This window comes from Mariniflexile sp. (assembly GCF_052728615.1).
Window position 1 is genome coordinate 60,552 of the sequence record NZ_JBFVFE010000010.1, and the last position, 12,670, is coordinate 73,221.

Sequence of the window (12,670 nt, forward strand, 5' to 3'; positions counted from 1 at the left end):
TTTTAGAATCCAGTTTTTATTTCAATATCCGAATAAAAAATAGATTGATTACAAAAGTAGTTTAGAATTTAAATTTCTATTCAGAACAAACAAAATAACTACACAAATAAGTGCAATTATTGATACAATATACCACGTGTTATCAAATCCTATAGCGGCGGTTAATTGCAAACCGGCATTATGCCCAAAAATATGGGCGATTGAAAACGACATGGAATACAGTGCCATGTATTCTCCCTGATTTCCTTTTTTAGCTCTTTGAACAGCAAACGCATTCGAAAACGGAAAAGCTATCATTTCGCCAACTGTCATTAATACCATTCCAATAGTCAAGATTCCAGACCACGAAGTGAAATTTAATATAAGCAAGCTCAAACCTGTTAAAATGGCACCAAAATACATCAATTCCAGTTTGGTGAATGCCGTATTTTCCAACCACTTGATCAATGGCATTTCAAATATAAAAATAAGAAAGCCATTAAGCCCTAAAATAAGTCCGATTTGTAGTTCGCTTAGGGTATGAACATCTTTATAATAAATGGTTACGGTTGAAAAATATTGTAAAAACACGATTCCCAATAGAGTCATTGCCACAAGGAAGACCATAAAAGCATGATCGCTATATGCCGAAACGGGGTTGCTATTTTCAATAACATCAGAAACTTTTGCTTTTTTAGGGTGCAGTACTTGAACCATCACAAGAACCGCCAACATACAGGTAATGCCATCAATCCAAAAGAGACCACCATATCCAATTCCGGTAATAATAAGTCCACCCATAGCAGGGCCTGTCGAAAAACCTAAGTTTATGGCGAGACGAATAAGCGTTAAGGAGCGTACTTTATTTTCCGGTTTGCTATAAGCGTTCAATGCCACAAACATGGCGGGCCTAAAAGTGTCCGCAACCAGCATTACTATAAAAATACCAAAACAAATAGAAGCGAAGGTATTTAAAAATTGCAAAGCGATAAACAAAACCCCCGTAGAGAGCAGGCTCCTGACCATTACTTTGTAATAGCCAATTTTATCGGTTAGTTTACCACCAAGCCAGGAGCCAGCAACAGAGCCTGATCCAAAAGCACTCATTATCCAACCCACATCACTCACCGTAAAATGCAAATCTTCTTTTAAATAAAGCACCAAAAAAGGAATGACCATATGGTGCCTGCCCTATTGATAAAAGTAATGAGGGCAAGCCACCATATCTCTTCCGATAGGCCTCTAAACGTATTTATATAGTTGTTGAATAGTTTTTTCAATGGTCTAGTTTTTAATCATATATCATTTTTTTTGATTGAAAGTCTATTATCGATTAAAAACAAAAAAGTCCGACTGCGAAGTCGGACTTTTACATATGGTAATATTTTATAATCATATCACCACAATATATAACAAGCCCGACCACTTATTCTTCTTGAAGTGGTGGATCGCTTATTACAGATGGTGGTGCTGTTGCGCATTTTATTTTTTTGAAGTACAAACGTATATAAAATATTTGTAAGTTGTACTTTTGAATTTTAATATATTTTGAATGAAGCCATTAATAACAATATTGATATTGGTAACTTGTTTTGTAGGTTGTACGCAAAAGAAAAAAACAATTAAAGGAGACACCCAATTTCAGCTCGAGTTAAATGCTCAGTTTAAAGATGCTTCAACGTCACCGTTAAAAGATAAAGACCGAAAAAACTTTGAGAGCTTGGAATTTTTTAAGTTTGATTCGGCTTATGTAGTTACTGCAATTTTGAAACGTACACCTGATACGGAATTTTTTAATATGAAAACCACCACAGACGAAGTTTCTAAAGAGCGTGTTTATGGTGTTCTGTCTTTTGAATTAAAAGGAAAACCTTATCAATTAAATATCTATCAAGGGAAAGAATTAATGACAAAAGAGGGTTATGAAGATTATTTATTCCTGCCTTTCTTGGATGAAACCAACGGTTTGGAAAGTTATGGTGGCGGGCGCTATATAGATGCCAAAATTCCTAAAGGCGATACCATGGAAATAGATTTTAACAAAGCCTACAATCCGTATTGTGCATACAACGAAAAGTATTCTTGCCCCATAGTGCCACGGGAAAATTATTTAAAAACCAGGGTTGAAGCAGGGGTAAAGGCTTTTGGGAAGCATTGAATACGACTTTAGGATTTTAGTAGGCTGATGGCTCACAATCCTTATCTAAACTAATCATTTTCAGAACCATTTTCAACTTGATTGATCTATTTGAGCTCTCATTAAATAATAAATAACTAATAGCTGCAATGGTAGAGTTCCACTGGTGCTCCAAGTCTAAACGTTTGTGTTGGTCGCTGTTTTTTTATAGATAAATTCCAATGCAAAGCAAAAGATGATAATTCCGATGGCAACAAATACTCCAATGGTATTTTGTGAAAACTGTTGAATTATCAAAGTGAAGAAAGCAATTAAACAAAGCACACTGGCTACAAGGTGAATCGATTTTTTTGATTTTAGTTCCTCGTGTTTTTTATATCCTATATAGTTCACTACGCAGAAGATCAATAAAAAACCGGCACTTCCAGCAGTCGATATACTTTCCAAGTCAAATAGATTCACGAGGATAATGGATAAAATGGCTGTTATCAAAAAACCAATAGGTTTTCCCCAAAGCTTATGGCAGAAATATTGAGGTAATTCTTGGTCTTCGGCAATATCATAATTTACCCTACCGCTTCCTAAAATGGTGGCATTAATGGCTGAAAAAGTGGAAATTAATGCTGTAATGGTAATGATGGTAAACCCCATGTTGCCCAAACTAGGTTCGGCAGCTTTTGCTAAAACATAGTCTTTGGCACTTGCAATTTCTTTAAAAGGTAAGGCGCCAACGGTAACAAAGGCAATCAAAATATATAGCACAATAACAAAACCAACGGCCCCAAAATATCCTTTTTCGGTATTTTTTTTTGGGTTTTTTAAATCGGATATAGAGTTTGCTATCAATTCAAATCCCTCATAAGCCACAAAAATGACCATGCCACCAGAAAGCATCAACAAAGGGTCTTCCCAATTTTTTGGGGCCAGTTGTTCCAGATTTTCAGGGTGCACAGTAAACCCATAAAAACCGATGCCTATAAATGCTGTTAAAATGAGCAATTTTATTATTACGGAAACCGATTCAATACCGCTTACCAATTTGATGCTTAAATAATTGATTAAAAGCGCCATAACGATGATGCCCGTTTGAAGTAGGTGTGCATCAAATGTCTTTTTACCTGTAATAGCCAGTAATTCAGCGCCATAAGAACCAAATGCCGTTGCATACAGTGCCAACATAACGATGTAGCTAATCCATAATAAATTGTTGATGCCACCAGCAAAAACACCATTGCCAAATTGTTGGTGCACAAATTTTACGGTGCCACCATTACTGGGAAACTTTTTTGATAGTTTGGCATACGAGTAAGCGGTTAACAATGCGATGAGGCCGGCAAATAGAAAAGCCACGGGCGTACCTCCTTTGGCTAAGGAAACAGCAAGACCTAGTACAGCAAAAATACCACCGCCAACCATTCCGCCAATTCCAATGGAAATAGCTTCTCTTAATCCAATTTTTTTGTTCACCTTTAAAGTGGAAATAAAGATTTGGGAACTATATGAAATCCGGTTCTGTTTACAGCGTTTTCAATGTCCTGAACCTTTACTATGGATGAGGTGTGAATCGTTATTTTTTTCGGAAAAGCAATTTCATCGATAGCAACATTATTTACACCCTCTACTTCTTGGATCGCTGTTTTGATATTTTCCAAGTCTTCATGTTCTGTAGCGTTTGTTTCAAAAGTTTTTCCGTGATTTCCAGGTATGACGTTTTCAGATAATAAACTCATAATTGTATTTTTTTCTTAGTTATATTTGTTCAACAACCAGATATGAAGTCGTTAAAACGATTATCTAAGTTATAAATTTTATCTGATACAATCAAGTTCTACTTTACCAAAAACATCCCCAAAAAAACCGCTAAAAAACCAATAACAAAACTAGCGATGGTGTAAACAGCAAAACTTATAAAATCGCCCGATTTTAAAAACAGATGGTTTTCGTAAGCAAAGGTAGAAAATGTTGTAAAACCACCACAAAACCCGGTGGCTAGAAATAAGGTTTGGTTTTGGGTCAATGAATCGTTTTTTGCGGCAAGCCCTAAGATGATCCCAATAAGAAAACTGCCTAAAATATTGGCCAAAAAGGTTCCGTAAGGAATGCCGTTTTCAAAATTGTTCAAATATTTCCCGATAATATAGCGCAATACACTACCAAAGCCCCCACCAAAAAAAACAAGTAAGATAGGCTTCATCAGATAAATAATATTTGTTTTTTATGGGACAGATGATGCATTTGCTTCATGTTTTTTTGATTAAAATAGTGTTTTAAATACAAATGGTCTCTCTATTCTTCAACAATTTCTTTTTCTTTAATGGCAATATAAATTTCGGTAATCCAATCGGCTGGGTTTGGTGTGTTCATGGGGTCTGTTAAATACGTTTCAAGCATCGGGCCATTTTCGGCAAACTCAAAACCATTTTCAGGAATGTATTTCATGGCGGTATCCCAAGCTTCTTTTAAATTACTGTAATTTCCTTTTAATGTGGTTTTTATTGCTTTAAAAGTGGGTAATTCCCCAGTAAGGATGCCGTCGCCCTCTGTGGTAATAACGCGGTCGGTGGTTGGCACACTGCTCGAAAATATGACTGCATTATTTTCTTCATCCCATTTAAGGTAATATATAAACGGTGCACCGGCTGTAGCAATATGGTTCTTTTTGGCATACGCTTTTACTTGTAGAAGCATGTCGTGCATCTTGCCACCTAATTCGCTAATATTACCAGAAGTGGTATTGTATAAATAGTAACCGCCACTGTGGTTGGTTACCCCGTTGACGGTAATGCTGTATTTTTTCATATCGGCAATAACGATACTATCCAATTTTTCAAGACTTTGTTCTAAATGTGGTCCCATCTTTTTTTCAATACTGCCTGTAAATACGGAATATGCCTTAAAGCCGAAGGGTAAATTTTTTGCTGTAATTTTCCAAGTAACATCGGTAGTTCCGTTTTCATTGGATTTAAAATCCCAATTAATATCTGAAGGGGGTAAATCGGCGAATGTCATTTCTTGTTGAATGGCAATGTTTTCAACAGCAGCAATCGTTTTCATTTTACCAATACCATCTTTACCTTCCCATGAATAGGACCCGTTAACGCCGCGGGTTAGTTCTGGGTAGGTTATTTTCATGTCCTTGTCGGCTTCAACCCAAGAAGACCAGTTCTCCCAGTTTTTAAAGTCAATGACATGCTTGTAGATAACCGGTGCAGGTGCATTTATGGTGCGGGTCCTGCTTATTTCAAACGTGTTGGGTTGCACAGCTATATATATGGAAACACCTATAATGGCAATTAATAACAGAAAGAAAATATACTTGAAAGCTTTCATTTTATTTTTTTAGGGAGAATTATAAATCAAAGATAATGAAATTAAAAATATAGTTAATATATTATTATATTTGTAGCCTAAAAAATAGATATTCAATAATCAAAAAGGCTTTCAGAAGAAAATTCAATAATTAAACCGAATTAAACATCACTTTTTTACAAGAAATGCGCATAACCTAAAATTGGTAGCATACACCAATCATGAAATCATGATATGCAAATTTCATATAACCATTTAAAAACAATAAATATCAACATACGAATTTAAACATTATGCACATGCAATTAAAATCATTATTAAGTTTAGTACTAACGGGTACGTTATTATTTTCATGCGGAAATGATAAAACCAAGGAAAATAAAACCGATATAAAAGTGGAAGCGCCCCCTTTTAATTACAATGCCGACCAATTTGCCGATGTTAAGGTATTGCGCTATCAGATTCCCGGTTGGGAAAATTTAACGTTGAAGGAACAAAAGCTGGTCTATTATTTAACCCAGGCAGGCTTGTCGGGGCGCGACATTATGTGGGACCAAAATTACAGGCACAATCTTAAAATAAGGAAAGCTTTGGAAAATGTTTACACCAATTACAGTGGCGATAAAACCACTAACGATTGGAGGGCTTTTGAAATCTACTTAAAGCGTGTTTGGTTCAGTAACGGGATCCATCACCATTATTCAAACGACAAAATAAAACCCAATTTTTCTGCGGATTATTTAAAACAATTGTTGGCTGAAACAAATACTGTTTTGGAAGGCGAAGCGTTTGAGGTTATTTTTAACGACGTAGATTCCAAAAAAGTAAATCAGGCTAAAGGAGTTGATAATGTAGCGCTTTCGGCGGTAAATTTTTATGGTGCGGACGTTACCAATAAAGATGTTGAAACTTTATATGCATCAAAAAAATCGCCCGATCCCAAAAAACCCTTGTCTTTTGGGTTGAACTCGCAATTGGTAAAAGAAAATGGGGTATTGAAGGAACGCGTTTATAAATCGGGAGGGTTGTATGGTGTTGCCATTGATGAAATCATTAAGTGGCTGGAATTGGCTAAAGGCGTTGCCGAAAATGAAAAACAGGCGAATGCCATCGGCTTATTAATAAGCTATTATAAAACGGGCGATTTACAAACTTGGGACGATTACAATGTAGCTTGGACAGCCGCTACCGAAGGTAATATAGACTACATAAACAGTTTTATTGAAGTGTATAACGATCCTTTAGGGTATAGAGGTTCCTACGAAGCCATTGTTCAGATCAAGGATTTTGATATGTCTGAAAAAATGAAAGTGGTTTCAAATAACGCCCAGTGGTTTGAAGATAATTCGCCGCTTATGGATGCCCATAAAAAGAAAAAAGTGGTAGGTGTAACCTATAAAGTGGTAAATGTTGCAGGTGAAGCCGGTGATGCATCACCCAGTACGCCTATTGGTGTAAACTTACCAAATGCCAACTGGATTCGGGCTGCCGTGGGGAGTAAATCGGTGTCATTAGGAAATATTGTGGATGCCAGTAACCATGCAGGAAGTACCGATAGATTAAAGGAATTTGTAAACGACCAAGAAGAATTTGAGTTGTATGAAACGTATGGGGAATTAGCAGAAAAATTACATACCGCTTTGCACGAAGTGGTTGGGCATGCCTCAGGACAATTAAACCCAGGGGTGGGGGAAACCAAGGAAACCCTTAAAAACTATGCGTCCACTTTAGAAGAAGGGCGTGCCGATTTAGTGGCGCTCTATTACTTGTACAATCCAAAACTACAAGAACTTGGTTTAGTGGACGATTGGAAAAAAACAGGAATGGCTGCTTATGATTCTTATATACGAAACGGGTTGATGATGCAATTGATTCGGTTGAATTTAGGTGATGATGTTGAAGAGGCGCACATGCGAAACCGTCAATGGATTTCTGCATGGGTATTTGAAAAAGGGAAAAAGGACAACGTTATTGAAAAAATAAATCGCAACGGAAAAACCTATTTCAATATTAACGACTATGAAAAACTGTACCAGCTTTTCGGGCAGTTACTGCGCGAAACCCAACGTATAAAATCTGAAGGCGATTACAAAGCGGTACAGGCTTTGGTTGAAGGTTACGGTGTAAAAGTAGATCAGGCAATTCATGCTGGGGTTTTGGAGCGAAACAAGCAATTTACGTCGGCGCCCTATACCGGTTATGTAAATCCTGTTTTGGTTCCTAAAACCAATAAAGAGGGCGAAATAATCGAAATTAATGTAGTGCTGCCAGAAACCTTTGTAGAGCAAATGTTGGATTACAGCAAAAATTATAATTTTTTACCAGAGGTAAATTGATTTAAATAATTCCCCGACGGTTCCTACCTCGGGGTTTCCGAATTGGGTGGGGCAAAATATGATCCCGATAATTATCGGGACGGCGAAATACCTCTATGTCCCGATAGCTATTGGGACTGCCTCGAGGATAGTGGGTTTCAAGAAATTTTTTATTTCAGAATTAACGCATATCGTTCAAAAACAGAACCTTGATCAAGGTTCTGTTTTTTTATTGACACTAAAGGTTAAAAGAATAAGATTTATAACAATAAGAATGCTAATGATGATTAGAATTTTCATGTGTTTATATTTATTGTTTTTTTAATGGTCATCCCGATAGCTATCGGGACTGTTCGCTATTAATCATTTCGTTGGGTGATAATGCTTTTAACATGCTCGTTTCATGTGTTGATTTTTTAGCTAATTACCTATTAGATGCAACATTTTAAATAAGGTTGCGTTAAAATGCTAAATTTTTTCAGGATTGACCTTTTTTATGGTGAACTCATCTTGACTTTTTCTATTTCCTAAAAAACGGCTAAAATTCGTCCATATTTCGTTACCTTTTTTATGCGTAACGGTGCTATGCCTTTCAAAAAGTGCCTCATCTGAACAAATTTTATCTCGTTTTCGGTTAAAAACAAAAAGTCAAGATGAGTTCGTATTTAAAAAGAAGGGTCTCTCCTTTACCGCAAAACACCATGGTTGTAGGTGCAGGTTCGCCAACAGGGATTTCAATCGCTAAAGTATATTCGGCAGAATAACCGTTACAGCTGTTGTTGCCTTCTATTTTATGGGTGGTTTTATTTCATTCGATTTTTGGTTCTTTATCAAGAAACAGTGCGCTAAAGGCAATTCCAGGTCCAGAAAGTGCCCCAAGCGCCCACGAGGTGTTGAAAAGAACATCCTGTGCCATATTTTTGATGAAGTAAAAGCAAAGTTAGCGAGTGCTAAAATGAATATGGAAGAAATTTTTGTGGCTTTCATAGTTGTAAGTTTTAAAGGGTTTTATTTTTTTGTAATCTTTTTTCTATGCTAACCAAAATAAGCATTACGAGCAATGTGAACACAAAAATAAGTAAAACATTAGGTAAGACTTTTCCTAAACCAAGTTCTGGAATATTTAAAAACGGATAGGGGTAGTAGCTGGAAAAATGCCCCCTTACTAAAACAAAAACGATATAAACAATGGGATACAATAACCAAATGCCCACATTACGTATGTTTGTATTTTGCTTTGTGCCATATATAAACCAATAAATAAGAAAGAGTAAAGGAATAATAGAATGTAATAATTCGTCCACAAGCCACTGTATTCCCGTAGGCTCCCATATACCCCGCAGAGCCATTTGATACACAAGCCCAACAATAAGTATAAAGGCTGTAAGGGCTGTAGTTGTTCCTTTTTTATTGAATATTCCCAATGGTTTTATTGAAGGCTTGAACATTTTATAGGTAAAGAATATGGCTACAAGCAAATTTGTTAGTATGGTAAAAAAACTAAAAAAGCGTATAATGGTTTCAGTAATGTTGGCTTGTCTGTTTTGAAGCATCAAAGTGAATTGGGTGATAATGGCAAACCATCCGATACAGAATCCTATTATTTCAATCTTTTTTTTCATTTTTTAAATGTGTACAGAATTTTAGTTGAAAATACTCATCAATTAATTCAGCTTGTGCCCTTGGTAACTGCCACTAATAATCTTTCTAATTGTTCTCAATATCACTAATATGGTGCTCTAACGCTTTAACCGAAATCTGTATTTCCATAATCAGTAACGCCAACGATATAATGAGCAAAATAAGGGCTGCACCAAATACCCAAACCGCCATGGTTTGTTGCTGTATATATATTAAAAACATGGTTAACACACATAGCAACAAGCTTGAAATACCAAAAATTTGCATAGAGCGCGTAAGGTATAAGCGTCGTTTAATATTTATTATTTGGGCAATTAAAACTTTGTTGTTGTTTTTTTGATATTTGTCGTGCAAATCCCTGATAATCGCCGCGTATGCTAAAAACCGATTGGTATATGCCAGCATAATTAAGGAAATTGCCGAAAATAAAAGTGCCGGTGTAGTGAGCGTTAATTCTTCCATTTAATTAAATTTATACAAAATTACGAAGTTAGTTGTTCAATGAAGCATTAATATTGGAATTTGGTGCTTTTGTATTGTAATTTTACATTTGGTATTTTTTTTTTGATTTTTACTTTAAAATTAGTTTATGCAAGAAGATTTTATACATTACATCTGGAAACATAAAAAATTCCAATCGAACCATTTAAAAACCACCAATGGCGACGCTGTTGTAGCGGCTTCGGTTGGACAACACAATTTTAATTCGGGGCCTGATTTTTTTAATGCCCAGCTTAAAATAGGCGAACAGCTTTGGGCTGGAAATGTAGAGATACATATTAAATCGTCCGATTGGTTTTTGCACAATCATGAAACGGATAAAGCTTACGATAATGTGATTTTGCATGTGGTTTGGGAGCACGACACCGAAATTTTAAGAAAGAACAATACCCCAATTCCAACCTTGCAGATAAAGGATTTTGTGGTTAAAGATCTTTTGGATAATTATGAAAAGCTTTTTTCAAAAAACGGAAAATGGATAAACTGTGAACATGATTTTGCTTCGGTTGATGATTTTTTACTGACCAATTGGTTAGAACGTTTGTATTTTGAACGTTTGGAACGAAAATCTGAAGCCATTCAAAAGCTTTTAAAAGAAACCAAAAACGATTGGGAAGCGGTGTTTTTTATGATGCTGGCCAAAAATTTCGGACTAAAAGTAAACGGAGAATCGTTTTTAAGCATCGCCCAATCCATCGATTTTTCAATACTTAGAAAAACACAATCCAACCCACAAGCCTTGGAAGCTTTATTGTTTGGGCAAGCGGGCCTGTTAGAGCAGGATTTTGAAATTGCTTATTATCAAGATTTGGTTAAGGACTATCAATTTTTAAAACAAAAATTTCAATTGGAAAACAAACAAGCACTGCCTATGCAGTTTTTTAGATTGCGGCCGCCAAATTTTCCAACCATCAGATTGTCGCAACTTGCACGCCTATACCATACACATCAAAATCTATTTTCAAAAGTAATGGAAACCGATAATTTAGAAGATTTGTACCAATTGTTTTCGGTGGAAACATCCTCATTTTGGAAAACACATTATACGTTTCAAAAGAAATCAAAGGCATCAACAAAAACACTTACTAAATCGTTTATGGATTTGTTGCTCATCAATACCATTTTGCCAATAAAATTTTGCTATTCAAAACAAAACGGGCAAGAAATTGATGAAGGGATACTAAAATTGGCGACCGCCATTTCTTCAGAAAAAAACAGTATCATTGATGCTTTCAACAATTTAAAGAAAATTTCAAAATCGTCATTGCAATCGCAAGCACTCATTCAGCTTAAAACCGAATATTGCACTAAAAACAAATGTTTGCAATGTGCTGTTGGAAACAAACTCATAAACCCCATAACCCCATAAACTTTTAAACCCATAAACTTTTAAACTAATAAACTTAGTGTTAAATTGCGGCATGAACAGTATTTATAAACCATTATTGTTTTTCCAAAAACATGGCTATTATGTATGCCAGCGTATTGCAGAGCGTTTGGGCATCAGGGCAAAAGTAGTAAGAACCACTTTTATGTATTTAACATTCGTAACGCTCGGTTTTGGTTTTGCGCTGTATTTGTTCCTGGCGTTTTGGATGCGTATAAAAGATTTGGTCTATACAAAGCGCTCATCTGTTTTCGATTTATAATTTATGAACCCACTTTCAAGATTCTTTAAAACCAGAATATACACCGCTGTTTTTTTGATGGTTTTTATATTGCTGGTCGGTGTAGCTGGTTATAAATTGATTTCAGGATATTCTTGGGTCGATGCCGTTTACATGACGGTTATTACCATGACAACGGTTGGTTTTGGCGAGGTAGTCCCGCTTGACGAGCACTCTAAGATTTTTACCATAGTTTTAATATTGGCAAGTGTTTTAATAATGGGTTATGCCCTTTCCATTATTACAGAATATATTTTAAGTAAAAACAGTGTTGAAGAATTAAAATATAAGAGGATGCAAAAAAAAATCGATAGTTTAAAAAACCATGTGGTGGTTTGTGGTTATGGGCGCAATGGCAAGCAGGCCGTAAGGAAATTGTTGGCCTATAAAAAAGCGTTTGTGGTTATTGAAAAAGACAGGGAGATGGAAGAACGGTTGCAGTTGGATGAGGTGCCTTATGTTATAGGAAATGCCAATGAAGATGACGTGCTTATGCAAGCGGGCGTTGATCGAGCCTCCAATTTTATTTCTGCATTGCCCAACGATGCCGATAATTTGTTTGTCGTGCTTTCTACCAGACAAATAAACAAGAATATAAATATTATAAGTCGCGCATCCAACGAATCATCTTATGATAAATTGAAGTTTGCCGGTGCCAATAATGTGATTCTACCCGATAAAATTGGTGGCGACCACATGGCGTCCTTAGTGGTGGTGCCCGGTTTGATGGAGTTTATTGATAATCTTTCCATTGTTGGAAAATCCAATATCAACATAGAAGAAGTTGCTGTTGAAAAACTGCTGAAAAACCAATCTTCAAAAACAATCAAGGATTTGGATCTACGGAAAAAAACCGGTTGTTCGGTTATAGGGTATAAAGATGAAAACGGGCAGTATATTGTAAACCCGGAAGCAGAATTGGAATTGGCGCCACATTCCAAAATCATCGTTCTGGGAAGACCGGAACAAATTGAAGCGCTGAATTCCGAGTATAATATTGATTGACAAATTAGAATCCAGAATTAAACTTTGCGTCTTTGCGCCTTTACGAGAGAAATTTGCGTGAGAATCTTTGTGATAACAACGATTAACGATTTTTGATTAACGATTAACGATTAACG

General features: G+C 36.0%; 12 protein-coding genes and 1 pseudogene. 5 read left to right on the top strand and 8 right to left on the bottom strand.

Going from position 1 to position 12,670, the window contains the following annotated elements:
• Nucleotides 1-48 precede the first annotated feature (48 nt).
• A pseudogene (locus ACU1LP_RS06005) lies at nt 49-1,259 on the bottom strand (MFS transporter).
• Nucleotides 1,260-1,531: 272 nt separating this feature from the next.
• On the opposite strand from ACU1LP_RS06005, the gene ACU1LP_RS06010 reads away from it, so the two are divergent.
• A complete protein-coding gene (locus ACU1LP_RS06010; protein ID WP_445733873.1) occupies nt 1,532-2,137 on the top strand; it encodes a DUF1684 domain-containing protein in 606 nt (201 codons plus the stop codon).
• Between the two features lie 156 nt (nt 2,138-2,293).
• On the opposite strand, the gene ACU1LP_RS06015 is transcribed toward ACU1LP_RS06010, so the two are convergent.
• The 4 genes from ACU1LP_RS06015 to ACU1LP_RS06030 form a co-directional block, all read right to left on the bottom strand.
• Nucleotides 2,294-3,583 carry an APC family permease gene (locus tag ACU1LP_RS06015; protein WP_445733872.1) on the bottom strand — a complete coding sequence of 430 codons (1,290 nt, stop codon included), beginning with the start codon at nt 3,581-3,583 and terminating at the stop codon, nt 2,294-2,296.
• Nucleotides 3,584-3,585: 2 nt separating this feature from the next.
• Nucleotides 3,586-3,846 (bottom strand): heavy-metal-associated domain-containing protein, encoded by a 261-nt coding sequence (locus ACU1LP_RS06020; protein WP_445733871.1) that lies wholly within the window; start codon nt 3,844-3,846, stop codon nt 3,586-3,588.
• A 98-nt stretch (nt 3,847-3,944) separates the two neighbouring features.
• Entirely contained in the window at nt 3,945-4,310 is a 366-nt protein-coding gene (crcB, locus tag ACU1LP_RS06025; RefSeq protein ID WP_445733870.1) for a fluoride efflux transporter CrcB, read from the bottom strand.
• Nucleotides 4,311-4,402: 92 nt separating this feature from the next.
• Nucleotides 4,403-5,446: an SRPBCC family protein gene (locus ACU1LP_RS06030; RefSeq protein WP_445733869.1), complete on the bottom strand. Its 1,044-nt coding sequence runs from the start codon at nt 5,444-5,446 to the stop codon at nt 4,403-4,405.
• A 278-nt stretch (nt 5,447-5,724) separates the two neighbouring features.
• On the opposite strand from ACU1LP_RS06030, the gene ACU1LP_RS06035 reads away from it, so the two are divergent.
• Nucleotides 5,725-7,761: a dipeptidyl-peptidase 3 family protein gene (locus ACU1LP_RS06035; RefSeq protein WP_445735844.1), complete on the top strand. Its 2,037-nt coding sequence runs from the start codon at nt 5,725-5,727 to the stop codon at nt 7,759-7,761.
• Between the two features lie 765 nt (nt 7,762-8,526).
• On the opposite strand, the gene ACU1LP_RS06040 is transcribed toward ACU1LP_RS06035, so the two are convergent.
• The 3 genes from ACU1LP_RS06040 to ACU1LP_RS06050 form a co-directional block, all read right to left on the bottom strand.
• The gene (locus ACU1LP_RS06040; RefSeq protein WP_445734625.1) at nt 8,527-8,727 is read right to left on the bottom strand and encodes a hypothetical protein; all 201 of its coding nucleotides are present in this window, start codon (nt 8,725-8,727) and stop codon (nt 8,527-8,529) included.
• A gap of 11 nt (nt 8,728-8,738) precedes the next feature.
• The gene (locus ACU1LP_RS06045) at nt 8,739-9,362 is read right to left on the bottom strand and encodes a Pr6Pr family membrane protein (protein WP_445735845.1); all 624 of its coding nucleotides are present in this window, start codon (nt 9,360-9,362) and stop codon (nt 8,739-8,741) included.
• Nucleotides 9,363-9,447: 85 nt separating this feature from the next.
• Complete coding sequence (locus ACU1LP_RS06050; RefSeq protein WP_445734627.1) at nt 9,448-9,843, bottom strand: DUF2721 domain-containing protein; 396 nt, start codon at nt 9,841-9,843, stop codon at nt 9,448-9,450.
• Nucleotides 9,844-9,970: 127 nt separating this feature from the next.
• Between ACU1LP_RS06050 and ACU1LP_RS06055 the strand changes: the two genes are divergently transcribed.
• From ACU1LP_RS06055 to ACU1LP_RS06065, 3 genes are read left to right on the top strand one after another with little or no spacing between them, the layout of a single operon-like run.
• Nucleotides 9,971-11,251, top strand: coding sequence for a DUF2851 family protein (locus ACU1LP_RS06055; protein ID WP_445735846.1), 1,281 nt, complete (start codon nt 9,971-9,973; stop codon nt 11,249-11,251).
• Between the two features lie 52 nt (nt 11,252-11,303).
• Complete coding sequence (locus tag ACU1LP_RS06060; RefSeq protein WP_445735847.1) at nt 11,304-11,531, top strand: PspC domain-containing protein; 228 nt, start codon at nt 11,304-11,306, stop codon at nt 11,529-11,531.
• Between the two features lie 3 nt (nt 11,532-11,534).
• The gene (locus ACU1LP_RS06065; RefSeq protein WP_445735848.1) at nt 11,535-12,554 is read left to right on the top strand and encodes a potassium channel family protein; all 1,020 of its coding nucleotides are present in this window, start codon (nt 11,535-11,537) and stop codon (nt 12,552-12,554) included.
• Nucleotides 12,555-12,670: the final 116 nt, after the last annotated feature.